The 21,196-nt window shown below is 72.4% G+C and carries 17 protein-coding genes; 9 read left to right on the top strand and 8 right to left on the bottom strand.

What is annotated here, in order from left to right; all coding sequences use genetic code 11:
* The first annotated feature begins 14 nt into the window (after positions 1–14).
* The 4 genes from ACWCO8_RS19690 to ACWCO8_RS19675 all read left to right on the top strand — a co-directional run bounded on the left by ACWCO8_RS19690 (position 15) and on the right by ACWCO8_RS19675 (position 4,526).
* Positions 15–1,286 (top strand): alpha-L-fucosidase, encoded by a 1,272-nt coding sequence (locus ACWCO8_RS19690; protein ID WP_451033299.1) that lies wholly within the window; start codon positions 15–17, stop codon positions 1,284–1,286.
* 35 nt (positions 1,287–1,321) lie between these two features.
* Positions 1,322–2,380: a hypothetical protein gene (locus ACWCO8_RS19685; protein WP_451033298.1), complete on the top strand. Its 1,059-nt coding sequence runs from the start codon at positions 1,322–1,324 to the stop codon at positions 2,378–2,380.
* 209 nt (positions 2,381–2,589) lie between these two features.
* Entirely contained in the window at positions 2,590–3,456 is an 867-nt protein-coding gene (locus tag ACWCO8_RS19680) for a PP2C family protein-serine/threonine phosphatase (RefSeq protein WP_451033297.1), read from the top strand.
* 68 nt (positions 3,457–3,524) lie between these two features.
* A complete protein-coding gene (locus ACWCO8_RS19675) occupies positions 3,525–4,526 on the top strand; it encodes an MASE1 domain-containing protein (RefSeq protein WP_451033338.1) in 1,002 nt (333 codons plus the stop codon).
* A gap of 66 nt (positions 4,527–4,592) precedes the next feature.
* Here the strand turns inward: ACWCO8_RS19675 and ACWCO8_RS19670 are convergent, their stop codons facing one another.
* The 3 genes from ACWCO8_RS19670 to ACWCO8_RS19660 form a co-directional block, all read right to left on the bottom strand.
* Positions 4,593–6,326 (bottom strand): acyl-CoA dehydrogenase family protein, encoded by a 1,734-nt coding sequence (locus ACWCO8_RS19670; protein WP_451033296.1) that lies wholly within the window; start codon positions 6,324–6,326, stop codon positions 4,593–4,595.
* Between the two features lie 42 nt (positions 6,327–6,368).
* The gene (locus ACWCO8_RS19665; protein ID WP_362009423.1) at positions 6,369–6,935 is read right to left on the bottom strand and encodes a PadR family transcriptional regulator; all 567 of its coding nucleotides are present in this window, start codon (positions 6,933–6,935) and stop codon (positions 6,369–6,371) included.
* A 94-nt stretch (positions 6,936–7,029) separates the two neighbouring features.
* Positions 7,030–7,446: a VOC family protein gene (locus tag ACWCO8_RS19660; protein ID WP_362009420.1), complete on the bottom strand. Its 417-nt coding sequence runs from the start codon at positions 7,444–7,446 to the stop codon at positions 7,030–7,032.
* A 138-nt stretch (positions 7,447–7,584) separates the two neighbouring features.
* Between ACWCO8_RS19660 and ACWCO8_RS19655 the strand changes: the two genes are divergently transcribed.
* The 3 genes from ACWCO8_RS19655 to ACWCO8_RS19645 all read left to right on the top strand — a co-directional run bounded on the left by ACWCO8_RS19655 (position 7,585) and on the right by ACWCO8_RS19645 (position 10,714).
* A complete protein-coding gene (locus ACWCO8_RS19655) occupies positions 7,585–7,986 on the top strand; it encodes a hypothetical protein (protein ID WP_451033295.1) in 402 nt (133 codons plus the stop codon).
* Positions 7,987–8,026: 40 nt separating this feature from the next.
* Positions 8,027–8,989 (top strand): aldo/keto reductase, encoded by a 963-nt coding sequence (locus ACWCO8_RS19650; protein ID WP_451033294.1) that lies wholly within the window; start codon positions 8,027–8,029, stop codon positions 8,987–8,989.
* Positions 8,990–9,169: 180 nt separating this feature from the next.
* Entirely contained in the window at positions 9,170–10,714 is a 1,545-nt protein-coding gene (locus ACWCO8_RS19645) for an APC family permease (RefSeq protein ID WP_451033293.1), read from the top strand.
* On the opposite strand, the gene ACWCO8_RS19640 is transcribed toward ACWCO8_RS19645, so the two are convergent.
* Positions 10,650–12,347: a PucR family transcriptional regulator gene (locus tag ACWCO8_RS19640; protein ID WP_451033292.1), complete on the bottom strand. Its 1,698-nt coding sequence runs from the start codon at positions 12,345–12,347 to the stop codon at positions 10,650–10,652. The genes ACWCO8_RS19645 and ACWCO8_RS19640 overlap by 65 nt on opposite strands.
* 102 nt (positions 12,348–12,449) lie before the next feature.
* Between ACWCO8_RS19640 and lysA the strand changes: the two genes are divergently transcribed.
* Positions 12,450–13,745, top strand: coding sequence for a diaminopimelate decarboxylase (gene lysA, locus ACWCO8_RS19635; protein WP_451033291.1), 1,296 nt, complete (start codon positions 12,450–12,452; stop codon positions 13,743–13,745).
* Between the two features lie 21 nt (positions 13,746–13,766).
* On the opposite strand, the gene ACWCO8_RS19630 is transcribed toward lysA, so the two are convergent.
* Positions 13,767–15,143 carry a pyridoxal phosphate-dependent decarboxylase family protein gene (locus tag ACWCO8_RS19630; RefSeq protein WP_451033290.1) on the bottom strand — a complete coding sequence of 459 codons (1,377 nt, stop codon included), beginning with the start codon at positions 15,141–15,143 and terminating at the stop codon, positions 13,767–13,769.
* 189 nt (positions 15,144–15,332) lie between these two features.
* Here ACWCO8_RS19630 and ACWCO8_RS19625 point away from each other — a divergent pair, with 189 nt between their 5' ends.
* Positions 15,333–15,923: a snapalysin family zinc-dependent metalloprotease gene (locus ACWCO8_RS19625; protein ID WP_451033289.1), complete on the top strand. Its 591-nt coding sequence runs from the start codon at positions 15,333–15,335 to the stop codon at positions 15,921–15,923.
* Positions 15,924–15,986: 63 nt separating this feature from the next.
* Here the strand turns inward: ACWCO8_RS19625 and ACWCO8_RS19620 are convergent, their stop codons facing one another.
* From ACWCO8_RS19620 to ACWCO8_RS19610, 3 genes are all read right to left on the bottom strand, one after another.
* Positions 15,987–16,616, bottom strand: coding sequence for a trimeric intracellular cation channel family protein (locus ACWCO8_RS19620; RefSeq protein ID WP_451033288.1), 630 nt, complete (start codon positions 16,614–16,616; stop codon positions 15,987–15,989).
* A gap of 179 nt (positions 16,617–16,795) precedes the next feature.
* Complete coding sequence (locus ACWCO8_RS19615) at positions 16,796–18,709, bottom strand: DUF2264 domain-containing protein (protein WP_451033287.1); 1,914 nt, start codon at positions 18,707–18,709, stop codon at positions 16,796–16,798.
* Positions 18,710–18,726: 17 nt separating this feature from the next.
* Entirely contained in the window at positions 18,727–21,177 is a 2,451-nt protein-coding gene (locus ACWCO8_RS19610; RefSeq protein WP_451033286.1) for a polysaccharide lyase 8 family protein, read from the bottom strand.
* Positions 21,178–21,196 lie beyond the last annotated feature (19 nt).

Here is a 21,196-nt window from a genome sequence, read left to right as displayed (position 1 = left end):
CAGAGGACAGCCCCATGACGGTCATCCCCACCGCCGCACAGCTTGCATGGCAAGAAAGCGCTTTCGGGATCTTCCTGCACTTCGGCGTCAACACGTTCCACGGCAAGGAGTGGAGCGACGGGACGCTCGACCCCGCGACGTTCGACCCCACGGAGCTGGACGCCCGGCAGTGGGCGGAGACCGCGGCCGAGGCGGGGGCGGGGCATGTGATCCTGACCGCCAAGCACCACGACGGATTCTGCCTCTGGCCCACCGACACGACCGCCTACTCCGTGGCCTCGTCGCCGTGGCGCGGCGGCCGAGGGGACGTCGTCGCGGAGCTGGCGGAGGCCTGCCGCGAGGTGGGCATCGGGCTCGGGCTCTACCTCTCGCCGTGGGACCGCAACGCGGCCTGCTACGACGATCCGAAGGCGTACGACGCCTTCTACGTCCGGCAGTTGACCGAACTCTGCACTCGCTACGGACCACTCACCGAGCTGTGGTTCGACGGCGCCGGATCGGAGAACCGCCGCTACGACTGGGACGCCTTCATGGCCGTCGTCGACACCCACCAGCCCGAGGCGATGGTCTTCAACATGGGGCGGCCCACCCTTCGTTGGGCGGGCAACGAGGACGGTCTCGCCGCCGACCCCTGCTGGTACGCCACCGACGCCACTGGCATCAGCATCTACGACGGCGGCGCCCAGGGCCTCGACGAGGTGCGCTACCTGCCGCCGGAGTGCGACGTACCCATCCGGCGGCACTGGTTCTGGCAGCCCGACGATCTGCACACCCTCAAGAGCCCGGAACACCTGCTCGCGATCTGGTACCGGTCCGTGGGCCTCGGCGCAGGTCTGCTGCTCAACGTCCCCCCGGACCGTCGAGGCCTCATCGATGCTGCCGACCGCACCCGCCTGCTCGACTTCACCGCCGAGCTGCGACGCCGGTTCGCCGAACCCCTGCGGGGCGAGCTGAGCCCGACCGGCGAGGGTGAGATCCGTGTCCGCTTCCCCGGCCCGGTCACCTTCGACCACCTTCAGCTGGGCGAGGGGCTGGCATGGGGCCAACACATCACCGGGCACGAGGTATTCGCCGACGGCGACCCCGTCGCGGAGGGCGGCACCGTCGGAGTACGACGCGTCCACGCGACCCGGACCACGACGGCGAGCGAACTCCGCGTCCGCTTCCAGGGCGGCGGCACCCTCTCCTCGGTCACCGCCTACCGCACCGGCCACACCACAAGCCCCGCGCTGCAAACCCAACCCCCCGTCATTACGGACAAGTTCGACGACCGCCACCCCCGGTGACATGCGCGGAGTCCGGGATGCGACACCATGGCCGGATGAACGCACAACGGGGAAGCACAACAGAAGAATCGATCGGCGACCTCGCCCGGCGGCTGCTCGCGGCGGACACCGACGGCTGGACGCCGGAGGGAATGCAGGCGGTCGCGGCCGAGTTGGGGTGGGCCTGGGGCGGCACGCCGGAGGCCCCGGTGCTGGCCACCGGTCGCGCCGCGGGCGATGCTCGACTGCGCCCGGTCGGCCAGTACGAGAAGCGGTACGTCTTCGGTGAGTCGTACGTGGAGATCGCCGTACCGGTGGCGGTTCCCGCTCCGGACGACGCCGCGCAGGCAGCCGCCTTCCGGGCCGCCAAGGAGGAGTTGACCGAGGCGCTGGGTACGCCGTCCATCATGGGCTCGCACGGCGAGATGGGCCCGTTCTACGACAGCGAACCGCTCTGGGGCGCGCCGTTCCTGCGCTGGCGCGGCGAATCGGACACGCTCGAACTGCGCGCCGGGAAGGCGGGGCCGGAGCTGGTGCTGCAGCCGACCGGTCCGGCGGAGAACTGGTTCTGGCGTCAGGGCCACGGCGAGGAGCACGCGATCAGCGGCTTCTTCGGCAGCAACCGCGACCGGGCCAACGTCGGCCTCGGCTTCCCCGGCGGCTGGACCGCCCAGAGCTGGGAGACCGTCACCCGGTCGCTCGGGGACTTCCTCGGCGCGCTGCCCGCCGAGACCACCGCCCTGGGCATCCGGCTCGGGATGCCGTTCTACGGGCGCAACGCGCAGAGCGCGCCGCTCCTCTTCGAGGTGACGTGCGGCGAGCGGCTCTCGATCGGCTGTTTCGCCCCGGACGACATGGATGCCGCCGCACTCGGCTGGGGCACGGTCGCCGAACACCCGCACACCGCGTCGGTCTTCGACGACGAGGATCCGGTGTGGCGCGTGGACGCGGGCGGCCCCGGCGAGCCGAAGGGCCGCGCACTCGCGGAGATGATCGTGGCGACGGCCAGGGCGGCCGGGGTGAGCGAGCCCACCGACCTGATCGTCGGCGGTGAGGCGGGGTACGTGAACGGCTACGACATCACGTACTACGGCCTGGGCCTGCCGACCGGCTGACCCCTCACCGTCTACCGGCCCACCGATCGCCTGAGGGGGCGCACCACAAGTGGGTGCGCCCCCTCAGGGCCCTCGCACGTACCTCGGGCCGCCGTGCCGGGAGTGGCCTCGTCCCCCGCGAACCGGCCCGTACCCGGATCTCACCCCTGTGGAGGCACGCGACAGCGGCGGCTAGGGTGAGGTGAGGAGGCCGGGAGCCGGGAGCCGTCATGCGCGGAGAGCGCGGAGACCGCGGACACCGTCCCGAGCCGCCCGACAGCGTGCAGCAGCTTCTCGTCGCTCTCGGGCAGCTCGTCGACCAGGCCGTGGAACGGATCGAGTTCCAGCGGGCCCGTGTCGAGCTGGCCGTGGCCCTGCAGCGCCACATGCTGCCGCCCGCTCTTCCGGAACTGCCCGGGCTCCATCTCGCGGCCAGGTACTCACCGTCACGAGACGGTCTGGACGTCGGCGGCGACTGGTACGACGCCTTCGTCATGCACGACGGGTCGCTGGGGCTCACGATCGGCGACGTCCAGGGCCACGACGTGGAGGCGATCGCCTTCATGGGGCAGGTGCGGACCAGCCTGCGCGCCCTCGCCCAGGCGACGAGCGACACCCGCGAGGTCCTGGGCCGCGCCAACGACCTGCTGATCGCCATGGGCGTCGGCCGCTTCGCGACCTGCTGCTTCCTCCGCTTCGACCCGGCCACGCGCGACCTCACGGTCTCCCGGGCCGGCCATGTCCCGATGGTCTGGGCCACGGCCGGCGGCCGGTACGGCATCGCCCTCGACAACGGCGGGCCGCCGCTCGGCATCGTGTCGGGCGAGCAGTACCCGGTGACCCACCGGCGCCTGACCGAGGCAGGGGCGCTCGTGCTGCTCACCGACGGCGTTGTGGAGGGCCCGCACTACCCGATGGAGTCAGGCCTCGCCGAGGTGGCCGCGCTGGTCCGCGCGGGGTTCGACGCCGACCCCGACGTGCTGGCGTCCGCGGTCGTCAAGGTGGCCGACCTGACGGGACACCGCGACGACGCCGCGGTCCTCGCCGTCTGCTACGACGGCCCGCGGGACGACGACGGCCCGCCGGACCCCGGCTGACCGATGGACGGCGCTGGGTCGCCGGTCGCGGGCTCCGCGTGCAGACTGCTGTCGTGCGCAGTGTGGAGATGGGTCGTCACGGGTCCGCCGCTCTGCGCATCCTCGCCGTCGCCGCCGTCTACTACGCCTCCGCACGGGTCGGCCTGCTCCAGCAGCTGGTACGCGACCAGGTCACGCCCCTGTGGCCGCCGACCGGCGTCGCGCTGGCCGCGCTGTTCATGCTGGGGCTGCGCGTCTGGCCGGGCATCGCGCTGGGCGCGTTCCTGGCCAATGTGTCCCTCGGGCCCTCGCTGCTCTCCGTCCTGGTCATCACCCTGGGCAACACCCTCGCGCCGGTCTGCGCCTTCCTGATGCTCCGCCGCGTGGGGTTCAGGACCGAGCTGGACCGCCTGCGGGACGTACTGGCCCTGATCTTCCTCGGCGCACTCGCCGGAATGTTGATCAGTTCAACCATCGGCAGCGGCGTCCTGGTCCTCTCCGGAGCACTGGACGGCGACGACTTCTGGTCGACCTGGTCGGTGTGGTGGACCGGCGACGCCATGGGAATCCTGGTCGTCACGCCGTTCCTGTTCGTACTGCGCAGGGCCCGGTGGCCGGCGCGGGCCGGACCCGGCCGCTGGATCGAGGCGGTGGCGCTGGCGCTCGGTACGGTCCTCGTCACGCTCCTGGCGACCCGTACGCCCGACTCGAGCCTGCTCTTCCTCGTCTCGCCGTTCCTGATCTGGGCGGCCTTCCGCTTCCGCCTGGCGGGCGCGGCGCCCTGCGCGCTCGCGGTGTCGATCCTCGCGATCCTGGCCGCCGCTGCCCACCGGGGCCCTTTCGACGGCGAGGACGTCTTCGCGGACATGGTGACGCTGCAGGCCTTCAACGGCACGACGGCGCTGACGGCCCTGCTGCTCGCGGCCGTCATCACGGAACGTGACGAAACGCATGACGAGATCAAGCAGGTCTGCGCGCGGCTGGCGGAGATGGTGGCCCGGATGGAACCGCGGCCCGAGGCGTACGACGACCCGCCCGAGTCCGGGTCCGAGCCGCCACCCGAGCTGCCTCCCGAGCGTCCGCCGCCCTGACGCGCGCCTGCCCGTCCTCGGCCCAGTGGAGCCGAGGACGGGCAGGGAAGGGGTGGTGCGGCGCCGTTACGGTGCCATCTCGTACGAGCCCGACAGCGCCTCGACGCGCTGCCAGACCCGGCCCGAACGCGCCTCGTCGACGACCGGTCGCCGGACGGCCCCCAGCGACCAGCGCTGCTGCTCGTCGGTGGCGGAGTCCTTGCCGTGCAGCTCGACGGCGTGCGCGGAGAAGTCCCGTACGAGCACGGCGAACAGCTCGTCCAGGACGTCCTCGTCGAGCTCCGTGAGGCGGGCCTGCTCCAGGACCAGCTGGCCGTGGACGACGAGCGCGAAGAGCTGGCCGACGGCGAGCAGCAGGTCGAGGTCGCGGCTCTGCTCCTCGTCGGGGGCCGCGGTGGCGACGAACCTGCACAGGGCGTCGGCCTGCTCGCGGAAACGGGCGACGTTGGGCAGGTGGGCGTAGGCGTCGTACGCCGTGCGCCAGTCGTGGAAGCGTACGGACCCGAGGCCCCGGGCCGGTCCCTGGCGGAAGAGGAAGGCGTCGTCCGCCGCGTCCTGACGGGTCGGGACGGGCTCGTACGCGACCGGGTCGAGCAGGTGGTTCCGCATGAACTTCAGGATCAGCGCCAGGTTGACGTGGACCGTGCCCTCCAGCTTCGGCAGGCCACGGATCTCGACGGCCGCCTGGGCGAAGTAGTTGTCCTTCTCGAAGCCCTTCGCGGCGATGACGTCCCACATCAGGTCGATGACCTTCTCGCCCTCCGTGGTCACCTTCATCTTCGTCATCGGGTTGAAGAGGAGGTAGCGGCGGTCGTCGGGTCCCGCGGAGCGGAAGTAGTCGACGGCGCGGTCGCTGAACAGCTTCATGCCGACCAGCCGGACGTAGGCGTCGGTCAGCTCGCGCCGCACGTGCGGGAAGGCGGTGACGGGGCGGCCGTAGAGGATCCGGTTGTGGGCATGGGTGACCGCCTCGTACATCGCGTGCTCGCAGATGCCGATCGAGGCGGTGCACAGGTTGAACTTGCCGACGTTGACGGTGTTGAGGGCGGCGTCGAAGGCGGCACGGCCGGTGTGCAGGACGTCCTCGGGCGCTACCGGATAGCCCTCGAGGCGGAACTCGCTGACGTACTTCGACGAGTCGACGACGTTCTTCACCAGGTGGTACGCCTCGTGCCGGCTGTCGGCGGCGAAGAAGACGTAGCCGTCGGGGCCCTCGACGTCGGTGCGGCGGCCGAAGACGGAGACGAGCCCGGCGGCGTTGCCGTTGCCGATGTAGTACTTCGACCCGGTCGCGCGGAACCCGCCGCTGCCGTCGGGCTCGAGGAGCATGTCGGTGGAGTAGATGTCGGCGCCGTGGGTCTTCTCCGACAGGCCGAAGGCGAACACCTCACCCTGGGAGAGGAGTTCGGCCGCGCGAGCGCGGGCGGCGGGGTTCTCGCTCTGCCAGACCGGGCCGAGGCCGAGGATGGTCACCTGCCAGGCGTACCAGTAGTCGAGTCCGTAGAAACCGAGGATCTCGTTGAGGGCGGCGATGCGCGCGGTGTCCCAGCGCTTGTCACCCGCGCCCTCACTTTCACCCTCCGCCGCGGAGGACGGCGTCAGGAAGGTCGCGAACAGGCCCTCCTTGGCCGAGAAGGCCAGGAAGTCGGCAAGCCAGGCCCGGGACCGGTAGTCCGCTATCAGCTTGCGCTTGCCGCGCTCCTCGAACCAGTCGACGGTCGCGCGCAGCAGCCGACGGGTCTCGGCGTCGAAGTGTGCCGGGTCGTAGGTGTGCGGATTGAACAGCAGCGAGTCGGCCATGAGCCCCGTCTTTCGGTGCGGTGAGGGATGAGGGGTGGTGGTTCAGCGTGCGGAATCGAGCCGGTGGAGCGTGGCGAGGACGTCGTCGAGCCAGGCGAGCGTCATCCGCTCGTACGCGATGCCGCCGCGCAGCACGACGTGCTGGAGCTCCCTGCCCGCATCGCCCGGGTCGTCGGACGCCCCGGGTCCCGTTCCCGTGAAGTCCCGCTCCTCGCCCGCGAGGTAGTGGGCGAGGCGTTCGGTGTGCGCCTGCCGGTGCCGCTCCACCTCGCTGATCAGCGCGGCGGGGTCGTCGAACGCCGCGCCGCGGATCTTCACGGCGAGGTCGTGCCGGACGCTCTCGGGCTCGATGGGCTCGTGCAGCCAGGTGGACAGGGCGGCCCGTCCCGGACCGGCGACGGAGTACTCCTTCTTGTCCGGACGGCCCTGCTGTGGCACGTCCCGGACGTCGATCCAGCCGTCGCTCTCCATCCGCTTGAGGACGCGGTAGATCTGTTGATGGCTGGCGGTCCAGAAGTACCCGATGGACCGCTCGAAACGCCGGGCCAGTTCGTAACCGGAACCCGGCTTCTCCAGCAGGGAGACAAGAATCGCGTGCTCGATCGCCACGGAGGAATCCTTCTATGCAACTCGTTGCATAGGCAAGCCCGGCCGCCCCGGTGAGACGTGACTCACCACCCCTCACCGGGCGCCTGGCGCAGGGTCAGGACTGCTTTCCGCTGATGTTGACGAGCCAGGTGATGCCGTAGCGGTCGATGCACATGCCGAAGACATCACCCCACATCTGCATCTCCAGCGGGACGGCGACCGTGCCGTCGCCGGAGAGCTTGGCCCAGTACCCGCGCAGCTCGCCGTCGTCCTCCCCGCTCACGCTCACGGAGATGGTGTTCCCGGGCCGGAACTCCATGCCCGGGGCGACGTCACCGGCCATGAGCGTGAAGCCGCTGTCGGTCTCCAGCATGCCGTGCATGATCTTGTCGGCGGCGTCCCCGGCCTCCTTCTCGCCGAACTCGCCGTAGGTGTTCAGCGCCAGGGTGCCGCCGAACACCTCCTTGTAGAACTCCATGGCCTGCCGGGCGTCTCCGTCGAACGTGAGGTACGGGTTGAGTCGGGACGGCATGAGGCTTCCTTTCGTGGCGATCTGTCAGCTCTGCGTAGATTGACATCTACGCGGCCGAAACGCGGATGCCGTGGGGGCCCGCCGACGGTAGGTTGACCCTGCTGGGTGAGGGGTGGGCGAAGCAGGGGGGCGACGCCGATGATGTTCGGGTACTCGGACGACTGGTGGGCGCTGCTCATGCTCCCGACACTCCTGTGGGTGCTGTTCGGGCCGTTCGCCATGGTCTCGCTGGGGGTGTGGTGCGCCTCGGCGCCCGGCCGGCGGCCCCGGCTCTGGTCGGTCCTCGTCCCGCTGATACCGGTACTGACCTCGGCGGTCGTCATGATCTTCCCCCTGGGCAAGTGGGAGCGGCCGAGGCGGGTGGACGGCGGCCTCGACCCGCCGCCGGCCCTGGACGACCTCCTCGGCTATCTGCTCGTGTACGTCGTCGGCATCACGGTGCTGCCGTGGCTCCTCGGCTACGTCATCACCCGCCTGGTGCGGTTCGTACGGGCCCGTCGACGCGGCCCGGCGAAGGAGCCAGAGGCGGACGCGGCGTAATGGCCGCGCGGCTGCTCGCCGCCTGTGCGAAAGTGCCCCGGTGACCACGCCGGAGAAGACCGAGACCACCGACCACCGACTCCTCCTGGGCTGCATGGGCCTGGGCGGAAGCTGGGACACGAGCCCCCACACGGCCGCCGACATCGACGCCGCGGAGGCCGCCGTCGAGGCGGCCCTCGACAGCGGCATCACCGCCTTCGACCACGCCGACATCTACCGGCACGGGAAGTCGGAAGCCGTCTTCGGCGAGGTCCTGGCCCGCTCGACCGGGCTGCGCGAGCGGATCACCCTGCAGACCAAGTGCGGCATCCGCCTGGCCGAGGGGGACCGGGCCGGGACGTACGACCTGCGGGGCACCTCCATCGTCCACCGCGTCGAGGAGAGCCTGGAGCGGCTGCGCACCGACGTCCTCGACGTCCTCCTCCTGCACCGCCCCGACCCGCTGGCGGACCCCGCCGACATCGGCGACGCCCTGACCTCCCTTCACCGGCAGGGGCTCGTCCGCCGGTTCGGCGTCTCGAACATGAACTCCGCGCAGATCGCCCGGCTCCAGGCCCACCTCGATCTGCCGCTCGTGGCCAACCAGCTGGAGATGAGCCTCCACCGACGCGCCTGGCTGGAGGACGGCGTCCTCGTCAACACCCCCGAGTCCGCCGCCAACGGATTCCCCGCCGGCACCGTCGAGCACTGCCTGACCCACGGCATCACGCTCCAGGCCTGGGGCGCGCTGGCGCAAGGGAGGTACGCGGGGGCCCAGCAGACGCCGCAGGAGTCGGCCACGGCCGACCTCGTCAGCTCGCTCGCCGCCGCCAAGGGCACCACGCCGGAGACCATCGTCCTCTGGTGGCTGCGGCGCCACCCGGCCCGTATCGCCCCCGTCATCGGCACGACCAACCCCGGGCGCATCCGCGCCTGCCGCGACGCCGCGACAGCCGAGCCGGCCCTCAGCCACGACGAGTGGTACGCCCTGTGGATCTCCGCCCGCGGCGCCGCCCTGCCGTAACCGCCGACGCGCCGGGGCCCACCTCCGGTTGGCGCACTCTGCCTTCGCCTGTCTTTGTCGAATCGGCCAATCCGACGGTCCGTGAACGCGCCTCTTCCCCGTTGTTCCAGGTGAGCCCTGGCCTCAGGCTCACACGGAACCCGCGGACGAGCGGGTGCACAGGGATCCGAAGGAGACGCCATGGGCTCACTGGCCAGGGAGTTGACGCGGCGCAAGCCGCTCGACCTGATGATCGCGGAGGCCGGCTCCGCGACAGAGTCCGCGACCGCCGGGCCTCCGCTGCGGCGCAGCATGGGGCTGTGGCAGCTCACCCTGCTCGGGATCAGCTCGGTCGTCGGCACGGGGATCTTCTTCGTCCTCGGCACCGCCGTGCCCAAGGCAGGCCCCGGCGTGATCCTGTCGTTCGCCCTCGCCGCGGTGGTGGCCGGGCTCGGCGCGCTCTGCTACGTCGAACTCGCCGGCGCCGTGCCCGTCGCGGGCAGCACGTACTCGTACGCGTACGCCTCCCTCGGCGAGGGCGCCGCGTATCTCGTCGCCTCCTGCCTGGTCCTCGAATACGGCGTCGCCGTCTCCACCGTGGCGGTCAGCTGGGGCCAGTACCTCAACGAGGTCACGAGCAGCCTCTTCGGCTTCACGCTTCCGGACGCCATCAGCCAGCCGCCGGGCGCCGGGGGCTACGTCAACATCCCCGCCCTCGTCGTGGTCCTGTTGTGCTCCGTGCTCCTGGCCCGAGGGACGCGGGAGTCCGCCGTCGTCAACGCGGTCATGGTCTGCGTCAAGATCGGGGTGCTGGTCTTCTTCGTCGCCGTCGCTCTGACCGCGTTCGACAGCGACCACTTCTCCGACTTCGCGCCCCACGGCATGGGCGGCGTGGCCGTCGCCGCCTCGGGCGTCTTCTCCTTCATCGGCTTCGACACCGTCTCCACGGCCGGTGAGGAGGTGCGCAATCCGCACCGCACCATTCCCCTCGCGCTGCTCTTCACCCTGCTCACCGTCACCGCCCTCTACATAGCCGTCGCCGTCGCCGGTGTCGGCGCCCAGCCGACGGGCGAGTTCGGGAAGCAGGCGGACGCCGGCCAGGCCGTGCTCGCCGAGATCCTGCGTGACGTGACCGGCGCCGGATGGCCCGCGCTGCTGCTCTCCGCCGGAGCCGTCGTCTCCATCTTCAGCGTCGTGCTCGTGACGCTGTTCGGCCAGACCCGCATCCTCTTCTCGATGGCGCGCGACGGGCTCGTACCGGAGATCTTCCGCCGCGTCGACCGCAAGCGGCACACCCCGGTCGGCAACACCTGGATCGTCGGCGCGGGGGTCGGGCTGCTCGCCGCGTTCGTCCCGCTCCAGCACCTCGCGGACCTGACGAGCCTGGGCACGCTGATCGCCTTCATCGCCGTCGCCGGCGCGCTCGTCGTGCTCCGCCGGATCGCCCCGGACGCCCCACGCCCGTTCCGGGTGCCGTTCTACCCCGTCGTCCCCGTCCTCTCCGCGGTGTCGTGCCTGTACCTGGCGTGGCTGCTGCCCGGGCTCACCTGGACGCTGTTCGGATTCTGGCTGCTCCTCGCGGCGGGCCTCTACCTCGGCTTCGGGCGGCGGCATGCGCGGCTGCGCCCCGGAGCGGACGCGCCCGTGCCCGCGCCCCGTTCCGGAGCGGACGGCGCCGTGGCTACGGACGCCGACGAGGGCCCGCCGCCGGCCGATCGGAACGAGCCCGCTCCGCCGCACGCCTGAGTTCGATCCAGGCGACCAGGCGCACATCGGGGTCGTCGAGATCGATGCGGAAGAGTTCGCGAATCCGCCGCAGCCGGTGGCGCAAGGTGTTCGGATGCACCTGCAGCCGTGCCGCGGCGGAGGCGACGTCCCCCACGGCGTCGAGCCAGGCCGTGGCCGTGCGCGCGTACTCCGTGCCCTGGGTCTCGTCGTGGGCCACGAGGTCGTCCACGGCGGAGAGGCGCAGCCAGGGGTCGCGTTCGAGCTCGTCCCCCAACCGGTCGAGCAGGATCTGGTGCCGTACGTCCTCGGCCGTGGCGGCCGGAGGGTTCGGCCCGCTCGGACCGTTCTGCGCGACGGCGCGCAGGACGCCGTCCGCCTCACGGCGCAGCACGGCCGGATTGCCGAGGTCGGCGTACGGCCGTGTCACCGCCGCGCACACACCGTCCCCGACCGCCCGCCGTACGGTGGCGAGCGCGGCATCGGCGAAGCGCCGGCCGGCGCCGGGCCCCGTGGCCGGCAGCAGGACATAGACGGCGCCGGCCGTGGCCGCGACGGTGGCCTCCGCGCGATGAGCGGCGCAGTGCCGCACGAGCACCAGCTCGATGTGCGTCAGGAGCGCGGACTCGACGGCGCCCCGGGGACCGTCCACCGGGACCCGGTCCGGCCCGGCGGGCGGGGCGAAGGCGGCCAGGCAGAACTCCCCGCCGGGGCGCAGCCCCAGCAGTTCCGCCGCCTCCTCGGCCGAGGGGCCGGAGTTGTTCAGGACGGCCCGCAGGGTGTCCCGCCGCATGCGCCGCTCCGCCTCCGGGAGATTCAGCGCGCGCAGCAGGTGCGGCGCCGCGAGCCTCGCCGCCTCCACCAGCGCCTTCTCGGCGGCCGCGGTCAGCCCTTCCTCCGGCTCGATCGCCCACAGGGTGCCCAGCGGCAGGGATCCCGCCCGGATCGCCACGGCCGCCCGGGGCAACTCCTCGCCCATGGCCGGGAATCGGACCGCTCCCGAGGCCGCCAGCACCTGCCGGTACTGCCGCCGCTGCTCCGGCACGTCCGGTACACGGCGCTGGAGGATGCCCCGTTCGCGTACGGCGTCGATGCGGGCCCCGGCGACCTTCGAGTACGCGACGATGTTCTGGTCCAGGTCCTCGATCGCCACCGAGCCGCCGACGACGGCCGCGAGGTCGTCGGCGAGCGCGAAGAGCTCCTCGCCGCCGGCCGGCGCGGAACCGGTGGGGACCCCGCTGCCGTGCGCCGCGAGCAGGGCACTCAGGGCGGCGTCGGCATCCCGCCACGACGTGTCGTCGGCCACGGCGAGGACGGCGATGCCGCAGGACCGCGCCTCCTCGACGAGCGCCGACACGTCCCGGCCGCGTTGCTTCACCACGACTCCGGCGAAGCCCCGGTCCGCCGCACGGCGCAGCAGCCCGGAGGCACGGACGTCCAGGACGTTGACGCCGACGAGGAGGAGCAGGGCGCCAGGCGAGGGCACCAGGTCCTCCTCGGCGTCGTGGATCACGGTGCCCCGCACCGGGACGTCGAGACCGGCGGGCGCCACGAGGGCCCGCGCGGGGGCGTGGCCGAAGCCGTCCACGAGCCCTCTCAGCGTGCCCGTCTCCCCGGCCGCCTCGGCGGCGGCCATCATTGTCGGCTCGGACAACGCAGACCTCGTTTCATGGGCTGATCGGCCATCTCAGGCCTCCTCGGCGGCTGCCAGGATAGCCGTGCACCGTACCGCCGACGACGATGGGAACCCTCGCTGATGAACGTGCCCGCACCCTCGCCCGCCTCCGCCGCCGACCTCGTCTCCCTCTTCCCGCAGGGTTCCCACCTGGACGAAGAGGGTCACCTGGTGATCGGCGGGTGCCGCGCAAGCGACCTCGCGGATGAGTTCGGCACCCCGGCCGTCGTGGTCGACGAGAACGCGCTGCGCGCGCGGGCGCGCCAGTACGTGCGGGCGCTCGCCGAGCATTGGCCGAACAGCCAAGCCGTCTTCGCCTCGAAGTCCTTCCCCTGTACGGCCGTGGTCCGCACCCTCGTCGAGGAGGGCCTCGGAGTCGACGTGGCCGGCGGCGGTGAACTCGTCGCGGCGCTCGCGGCCGGCGTCGACCCCGCGCAGCTCGTCGTGCACGGCAACGCCAAGACCGACGAGGAACTGGCGATGGCGGTGGAGGCGGGCGCCGGGACGATCGTCGTGGACAACTTCCACGACATCGACCGCCTGGAACGCCTCGTCGGCGACAGCGGGCAGCGGGTCCTGCTGCGGGTCATCCCCGAGGTCGACGCGGACACGCACGAGGCGATGGCGACGGGCCAGCGCGGTTCGAAGTTCGGCCTGTCCGTCCCCGACGCGGTGCGCGCCGCCGAACGGCTGCGCGCGAGCGACCGGCTCCGGCTCGACGGGCTGCACGTCCACGTGGGCTCGCAGCTGCTCGACACCGAGCCGTTCCAGCGCGCCGTCGAAGCGCTGGCCCGGCTCGACGACCTCGGCGAGCACGCGGTGTACGACCTCGGCGGCGGCCTGGGCGTCCGCTACACCTACGACGACCGCCCCCCGACCGTCGAGGAGTACGTCCGCACCCTCACCGACAGCGCCCGCAAGCACCTCCCGGCCGGCGCCCGTCTCGTCATCGAGCCCGGCCGCTCCCTCGTGGCCGAGGCCGCGACGACCCTGTACCGCGTGGTCACGGTGAAGCCGGGCGAGCGGACGCTGGTCGCCGTCGACGGAGGCATGGCGGACAACCTCGAACCCATGCTCTACGGCCAGCGATTCGAGGCCGTCGTCGCCTCGCGGGTGGGCGGCGGGGAACCGTGCGACCTCGTCGGCCGGCACTGCGAGTCGGGCGACACCCTCATCCGCGGCGTCCACCTGCCGGCCCCCGCGGCGGGCGACGTCATCGCCGTCCCGGTCACCGGGGCCTACTGCTACTCGCTCTCCAACAACTACAACGGCGCCCGCCGCCCACCGGTCGTCTTCGTCCGGGACGGCCAGGCCCGCACGGTGGTCCGCCGGGAGACCTTCGAGGACCTCCTGCGCCGCGATGTGCCCGAGGCCTGATCCGCCGGGCGCGGCGGTCGGTCAGTCGGCGGCGGCCGCACGCCGGATCGCGTCCAGCGTGCGCCGTACGTCCTCGTCGGTGGTCGACCAGTTGCTCACCGAGATGCGCATGACGCGTCGGCCGTGCCAGGTGGAGCCGCTGATCCACGCCGTGCCGTCGTCGAGGAGCCGGGCCAGGACCCGGTCCGTACGGGCGTCGCCGCCGAAGTCGGCGCAGACCTGCGTGAAGGCGACCTCGTTGAGCACCGTGGCGCCGTCGATGTCGGCGATGCCGGCCGCGAACGCGGAGGCGTGACGGCACAGCCGCTCGACGAGGTCGGCCACGCCCGACCGGCCCAGGGACCTGAGCGCGGCCCACACGGTGAACGCCCGGCCGCGCCGCGACAGTTCGGGAACCTTGTCGATGGGGTCGCCGTGCTCGTGCTGGATGAGGTAGTCGCCCTGCTCGCCCATCGCCGCCCGGAGCGCCGAGGGATCGCGCACGATCGCGAGTCCGCAGTCGTACGGGACGTTCAGCGTCTTGTGGGCGTCCGTCGCCCAGGAGTCCGCGTCCGCACAGCCCGCCGTCAGGTGGGCGTACCGCGGTGAGGCGGCCGCCCACAGCCCGAACGCGCCGTCGACATGCACCCAGGCGCCCGCCTCGCGCGCGATGCCGACGCACTCCGCGAAGGGGTCGAAGGCGCCGGAATGGATGTCACCGGCCTGGAGGACGACGAGCGTGGGGGAAGGGCCCTCCTGCCTGCCGTCGCCCAGCGCCCGCCGCAACGCGTCGGGCTCGAGGCGTCCTTGACCGTCGGCCCGCACCAACTCGGGCTTTCCGAGCCCGAGATAGCGCAGGGCCAGATCGATGGCCATGTGCCGGGACTCGCCGGCGACGACCCGTACGGCAGGGCCACCCGTGAGGCCGTCGCGGGCGACGTTCCAGCCGGCGTCCCGCAGTACCGCGTCCCGACCGGCGGCGAGGCACGTGAAGTTCGCCATCGTGGCGCCCGTGGTGAAGCCGACGGAGGCGTCGCCCGGCAGGCCGAGCAGATCGAGCAGCCAGGCGCCGGCGATCTCCTCCACCGCCGTGTACGCGGGCGTCACCGTACGCATCACACAGTTCTGGTCCCAGGCGCTGACCAGCCAGTCGGCGGCGAGGGCGGCGGGCTCGGTGCCGCCGACCACGAAGCCGTAGAAGCGTCCGCTGGGGAACGCGGTGAGCCCGGGCTCGCAGGCCGTGGCCAGCAGGTCGACGACCTCGGCGGGCGGGCAGGGGCCGGCGGGCAGTTCGTCGCCGAGCGTGCGCACGATCTCGTCGACCGAGGCACGGGCGGGCACCTCGCGGTCGGGCAGACTCGCCAGCCACCGGACCGCATGCGCGTACGCCTGTTGGAGCGCCACCTCGCGCGCGTCCATACCTCGGACTATGCGACCGTCGCGGGCGCACGGCAAGCGGTGGACACGAGGAAGTGAATGACAGGTGCATGGCGACCCCTGCTCGGGGGCATGACGTCGAATGGCCCCGGAGCGTCGACCGTCCGGTGCAGCTCTTCCCGCACTCTCGGTCCCGCCAGGTACCGAGCCCCCACGAGTGAAGGAGAAGCAATGCCGCTCTGCACATGGCTGAAGGCGGGCACGGCGACCGCGTCGGTCATCCTCGCCACGACCACCGCTGCCTACGCAGCGCCCACCTCCTTATCCGCGCCCGAGCCGTCGGCGCCGAGCGCGTCGGCCGTGGTGACCCTTCGCTACGACGACAGTCGGGCCGGTGGCTGGGAGGCCGCGATCGCGGCCGGAGTCGCCTCCTGGAACGCGAGCGTCGACAACGTCGAGCTGGTCGAGGCCGCGCCGGGCACCCGGGCCGAGATCGTGATCGTCGCCACCAGCGGCTGGCCCCAGGCCACCCTCGGCCCGGTCCGTCCGGGCCGGCAGGTCCGCGTCGAACTCGGCAGCCAGGCGGTGACCCAGGGCTACGACAAGACCCGCATCGCCGCCCACGAACTCGGCCACAGCCTGGGCCTCCCCGACACCAAACCGGGCCCGTGCTCGCAGCTCATGTCCGGTTCGAGCGCCGGCACGGCGTGCACGAACGCGGTCCCGAACGCGACGGAGCGCGCCCGGGTGGAGTCCGCCTACGCCAACGGCGCCGCCGCCCGCGTTCCCACCGACGGGCGCGTCCTCGTGGACATGCCCTGACCGACTGACCGACTGACCGACTGACCGGGCCGCAGGGACGTTCGAGCGATCAACGATCAATGATCAACGATCGGCATCGGCGTCTCTGACGGCCGGCCGCAACGTCGGCAGGTTCAGTCCCCGGAAGATCGCCGCCAGGCGCAGGACGAACACCAGCGCGGCAGCCGTCAACGTGGTCGTCGTGGCCCCTGCTCCGGTCGATTCCAGTACGAGGTAACAGACGGCCCCCGCCAGTGCGGCGGTCGCGTACACCTCCTCGCGGAGCAGAAGCGGAGGGGACTGTCCGCACAGCACGTCACGGACGACTTCACCGGTGACGCCCGTCAGCACCGCAAGGATGATCACCGCGAGGGGAGTCACGTGCGCGTCCACCGCGGCCTTGGCCCCGATGACGGTCACGACCGCGAGCCCGATCGCGTCGACGATCATCAGCGCGCGGTGCGGCACCTCCCAGCGGCGCAGATAGACCATCGTCGTGACGGCGACCGTGCCGATGACGGCGAGCAGTATCCAGTCGTGCGTCCAGTAGAGCGGGTGCCGGTCCAGGATCAGATCGCGCAGCGTCCCGCCCGAGACCGAGGCGGCGAGAGCGAGCACGAGGCCGCCGAAGGGGTCGAGGCGGGCGCGGTGGGCGGCGAGCACGCCGCTGACGGCGAAGGAGGAGACCCCCACCAGGTACAGGATCCTCAGCATGGACGTCCTTCAGGCGCGAAGGGGGCGGCGGCGCGACGCGGCGCCCGCCGCGAGAGGGCACGAGGCACCGCACCGTGCCTCCCTTCCATGGTCGGCACCCCGCACGGCACAGAACCGTGACCTTCGTCGTCGCCGGTGTTGACGAAGGTGACGGTGGAGCGCCCAGGAGATCCATCCCCTCAGATCGTCAGCGTCTCGCCCTCCGGGAACGTGACGTCCACGGTTCCGTCGTCCCGGACCGCGCACGTGATCCTCGTACGCAATGCCTCCGGATGGACGGAGTCGCGGGTCAGAGCCACCAGGGAGACGTGGACGCTCGGGCCGTCGGACGCACGGGTCGTCCCGCGCAGGACGGGAGTCGCCGAGTACGGGCCGAAGGCGTTGGACTCCGCCTCCTCCGCGATCGCGGTCTCCTCGTCCCACCCGTGCAGCCCCACCATGACGCTGGTCAGGCCGCTCTCCGTGCGGGTCAGGGCCCGGCCGGCCCCCCGCGCGGACTCGGGGCGTGTGCTGTCCGCGACCGCGTAGCCGCCCTCGCGGACCGCGATGCCCGCGGGAGCCCGTACGCGGTGCACGCGCAGCTCCCAGGGGCCGTGCAGCACGCTCGTCGACTCGACAGGGAACGGTTCCTCCCGGCCTGGGATGTGGGCGTCGTGGCGGGAGGAGGCGCGGCGGCCCTCGCAGGTGAGGGGGTGGATGCGCAGCCGGCGTGACGGGGTGCCGTCGGGGGCGAGGAGCGCGAGGTGGCTGTCCGTGGTGCGGGCCCAGGCGTGCGGCGCGGATTCCGGCGCGGTGGCCGTGGAGTAGGCGAGCTTGGCGTAGTGCGGGTCGTCCGTGGCGGGGCCCTCGGGCGGATTGTGGTCGCTGCCGTGGTTGACGAGCCGGACGATGCCGTCGTGCGGGGTGCCGTGCAGCAGCCAGCCGGGGGCCGGCAACGCCGTGTACTGCACGGACCGCTCGACGGGCAGGGGGAGTTCGCGTTCCGTCCACACCGGGTGGTCGGCCGGGAGGAGCAGCCCCAGGAACCCCTTGCTCGCCCAGTACGGCGACGCGGGCCCGGAGTACGGCTGGGTCGCCGGCAGGAACGTGTCGTACCAGCCCAACGGCAGGAGCCCCCGCCGGTCCGGAGCTCCGCGCTCCACGAAGTGCCGGGCCACGCCCGAGGCCAGCCGCCGGGTCAGGCCCGGGGCGAGCGGCGTGCAGTCGGCGAGTGCCCCCATCCAGACGGGCGCGGTCGTCGCGAAGCGGTACGTCAGCGAGCGCCCCTGGTGGACGGGCGCGCCGTCCGCGCCGAAGAACTGCGGGTACGTGGAGAGGAATTGGGCCAGCCGGTCGCGGTAGACGGCGGCGCGCCCGCCGTCCCCGTCCGGCCCGGCGATGCGGGCCCACATCAGCGGGTAAAGATGCATCGCCCAGCCGTTGTAGTAGTCGAAGTTCCGTCCGTCGCCGTCGGTGTACCAGCCGTCGCCGACGTACCAGTCCTCGATGCGGTCGAGGCCGTCGTCGATGTCGCTCCGGCTGTGCGGAGCACCCACCGAGGCGAGGAACTGCTCCGACACGACCTGGAACAGCCGCCAGTTGTTGTCCCAGGTGCGCGCGGAGACGAAGCCCGACAGCCAGTCGACGACCCGCTCCTGGACCCGGACGTCCAGCCGGTCCCAGATCCAGGGGCGCGTCTCGTGCAGACCGATCGCGATCGACGCGGCCTCCACCATCTGCTGGGAGCAGTCGGTGAGGACCGGCCAGGCCTCGGCGCTGTCACGGTCCGTGCCCGTTGTCAGACCCTCCGTATACCTTTCGATCAGGTGGGGAGAGACGTCCCCGCCACCGTGCCCGACCGCGCCCGCGATCCGGAAGGAGGCCAGCAGGAATGTCCGTGCGTACCCTTCGAGGCCGTCCAGGACCACCCCCGACCAACTGGCCCGTCCCGGCAGCCGGTACTGCGCGAATCCCGGTGTCGCGTACGGGAGCACAGCGTCCAGCTGCCGGTCGGCGAGGGCCTCCCAGTGCGCCCGGGTCCAGCCCGTCAGCGGGGAGCGGACGCGGTCGGTGGGCGGCAGGCGCAGATACGGTGCGGGGTCGGGTGCGGGCATGGCTGCGGGGTCTCCTCTCAGGAGAGCTCGGCGGTGTGGCTGTGTCCCCGGGAGCCGCCGACCCGGACCGTCAGGACGGGACGCCGGCCGGGGACGACCGTGACGGAGTCGTCGGCGCGCACGACTCGGCGGACCGAGCAGGGAAGCTCCACGGTCAGGGTCTCGGCCGTACGGCCCGGGTCGGCGACCGAGACGGAGACGCCGTCCCGGTGACGGCGCACCAGGATCGTGGCAGGGCCGGAGGAGGTGAGCCCGGCGACGGAACCGGGCTGCCAGAAGTGCGCGGCGAGCAGGCCGTCCCTGCGCGCCTCGATCGCCTGCACGGTGGCGTCGTTGGCCAGGACGCGCACCGGACGCGCGTGGTGCCAGACGCCGGTGGCCACGGCCGACGCTCCCGGGAGCAGGACGTAGGCGTACGAGGCGGCCGTCGGGGAGACGCCGTGGTCGAACCAGAGGGTGGCGTAGCGACGGGTGACCGGTGCGGTGCTTCCTCCGGTGTCCGCGCCGATGTTCAGCGACCGCCAGCTTCCCGTGCGCTCCTCGCGCAGCGCGCGCACCACCGAGGCGGCCTCCCGGCCGGGGTGGTCGGGGAAGACGTAGCCGCCGACCCCCTCGAGATGGGCCCAGCCCGCGCCCGCGAGGGCCGCGGACCAGCCCTGATCCCGGGGCTGTCGCCGCCCGTCGACCCGCAGCTCCGGGAAGCCGTCGGCGTGCAGGTTGCGGTTCTCGACGATCGTCTCGACCGTGCGCCCGTCGCTCGCCGTGATGTCCGCGCCGAGCGCCACGACCGCGTTGTCGAGGAAGAACCACGCCTTCTTGGCGCGCAGGGAGCTGCCGTCCGCGATCAGCTCCATCGCCGAGGCCCCGTAGCGGCCGCCGAGCGCGGCGCCGCCCGCGACCGTGTTGGCGGGCCGGAAGGTGCCCGTCCCGCCGCCGGTGCCGATGTCCGCGCGCGGCCGGGTGTCCACCGTCGTCCCCGGCAGCCGGTAGGGATCGACCGTGGGCCAGAAGGCATCACCGAAGGCGTCGAGGTCGTCGCCGTCGTAGAGGTACGTCATGCCGTCGCCGGTGTACCAGCCGTGCAGGTTCTCGCCGTTGCCCGCCTCGTACGCGGCTATTCGCCGCGACGACAGGGACAGCGCCAACGCCCAGCCGGGCCGCCGGTGGACCACGCGGTCCATGTCCGCGAAGACGTGGTGGCCGGTCAGCCGCTCCGCCGGCCGCACCGCCGGGTCCGCGAGCAGCGCCTTGGCGCGTGCCAGGGCGGGTATGCCCACGAGGCCGACGTACGGGGTCTCACGGTTGCGCTCGATCCAGCCCCGCGCGACGGAGCGCCACCGCGCGGCGTACGGCTCCGGGGCGCCGGCGGCCAACTGGACGATGTGGCTCACGGTGGTCGCGCCGTCCTGATGGTCCCGGGCGCGCTCCCGGGAGACGGCACGGCCGCGCACGGCGTCCATCATCAGGCCGTCGAAGAGAACGGGCGTGAAGGACCGGTCCACCGCCTCGTACAGCACGTCGACGCGCGGGTCGGTCACGGCCCACCCGGACCCGGCGAGCAGGGCGATCAGCTGGCCCGCGCCGCCCAGGAGGACGGAGCCGTAGGTCCCGGTGTAGGCGACGGAGCCGTGCTGGACGAACGAGCCGTCGGCGTAGAAGCCGTCGCCCGAGGTGACATGGGCGAAGAGGCTGTTGCGCCCGCCGTCGCGGACGTCGGACAGGCCGTCGCGGGCGAGCGCGACCACGGCCCCGTCCCGGGCCAGCAGACCGCGCAGGGCGACGATGAGCGCCTTGTCGGCGCGGTTGGCCCCGGTCTCGGCGAGCGTCGGGATGTTGGTGCGCCGGTCGGGGTTCGGGACGAACCGGGCGACGGTGGCGAGGTACGCGGCGAGGTCCTCGGCCGGGAGGTGCGCGCGCAGCAGGACGCAGGTGTCCATCAGGGCGCGGGGCGAACCGATCTCCCAGAACCACCAGTTGCCCGACTCGGTGCGGTTCGGGTGGTAGCCGACCGTGTGGAGGAAGCGCAGGCTCGTGATCAGGGTGTCGAGGACGTCGGCGCGTGCGGTGAGGGAGGTTCCGGGCGTGGCCCAGGCGAGTGCGATCGTACGCAGCCGGGGGTAGCTCTGGCCGAACTTGTCCGGGCTGGAGGCGGGGGACAGGTCGGGCCACAGGGCGACCCGGCCCGCGGAGGTGTCCAGGGTCCGCAGCCAGGCGGTGGCCTGGGCGTCCAGGGCGCTGAGCGCCGCCGCGAAGTCGGGGTCGGCGGGATCGAACGGGCCGCCCGTGAGCTGCTGTTCGGCCCGGGCGAGCCACGGCTCGAAGGGGTCGTCCGCCGCCGTGGGTTCGGCCGCGTGCGCGGCCGGGCCGGGGAGCGTGAGTACGGTCGAGGCCGCGACGGCTCCGACGGCGCCTGCCGCTCCGGCGAGGGAGAGGGAGAGGGCGAGGGTCTGGCGTCTGGTGAGATCCATGATGATCGCGTGGCCCTTC

It is taken from the genome of Streptomyces sp. NPDC001927 (genome assembly GCF_053594455.1).
Note: the sequence above shows the minus strand (reverse complement) of the source record. Positions and strands in the feature narration are given on the sequence as shown.

Coding starts and splice junctions, on each gene's coding strand:
- ACWCO8_RS19610 (WP_451033286.1), bottom strand. CDS start 21,177: ATGGATCTCACCAGACGCCAGACCCTCGCCCTCTCCCTCTCCCTCGCC.
- ACWCO8_RS19680 (WP_451033297.1), top strand. CDS start 2,590: ATGCGCGGAGAGCGCGGAGACCGCGGACACCGTCCCGAGCCGCCCGAC.
- ACWCO8_RS19660 (WP_362009420.1), bottom strand. CDS start 7,446: ATGCCGTCCCGACTCAACCCGTACCTCACGTTCGACGGAGACGCCCGG.
- ACWCO8_RS19685 (WP_451033298.1), top strand. CDS start 1,322: ATGAACGCACAACGGGGAAGCACAACAGAAGAATCGATCGGCGACCTC.
- ACWCO8_RS19690 (WP_451033299.1), top strand. CDS start 15: ATGACGGTCATCCCCACCGCCGCACAGCTTGCATGGCAAGAAAGCGCT.
- ACWCO8_RS19620 (WP_451033288.1), bottom strand. CDS start 16,616: ATGCTGAGGATCCTGTACCTGGTGGGGGTCTCCTCCTTCGCCGTCAGC.
- ACWCO8_RS19615 (WP_451033287.1), bottom strand. CDS start 18,709: ATGCCCGCACCCGACCCCGCACCGTATCTGCGCCTGCCGCCCACCGAC.
- ACWCO8_RS19675 (WP_451033338.1), top strand. CDS start 3,525: ATGGGTCGTCACGGGTCCGCCGCTCTGCGCATCCTCGCCGTCGCCGCC.
- ACWCO8_RS19625 (WP_451033289.1), top strand. CDS start 15,333: ATGCCGCTCTGCACATGGCTGAAGGCGGGCACGGCGACCGCGTCGGTC.
- ACWCO8_RS19655 (WP_451033295.1), top strand. CDS start 7,585: ATGATGTTCGGGTACTCGGACGACTGGTGGGCGCTGCTCATGCTCCCG.
- lysA (WP_451033291.1), top strand. CDS start 12,450: ATGAACGTGCCCGCACCCTCGCCCGCCTCCGCCGCCGACCTCGTCTCC.
- ACWCO8_RS19670 (WP_451033296.1), bottom strand. CDS start 6,326: ATGGCCGACTCGCTGCTGTTCAATCCGCACACCTACGACCCGGCACAC.
- ACWCO8_RS19645 (WP_451033293.1), top strand. CDS start 9,170: ATGGGCTCACTGGCCAGGGAGTTGACGCGGCGCAAGCCGCTCGACCTG.
- ACWCO8_RS19630 (WP_451033290.1), bottom strand. CDS start 15,143: ATGGACGCGCGCGAGGTGGCGCTCCAACAGGCGTACGCGCATGCGGTC.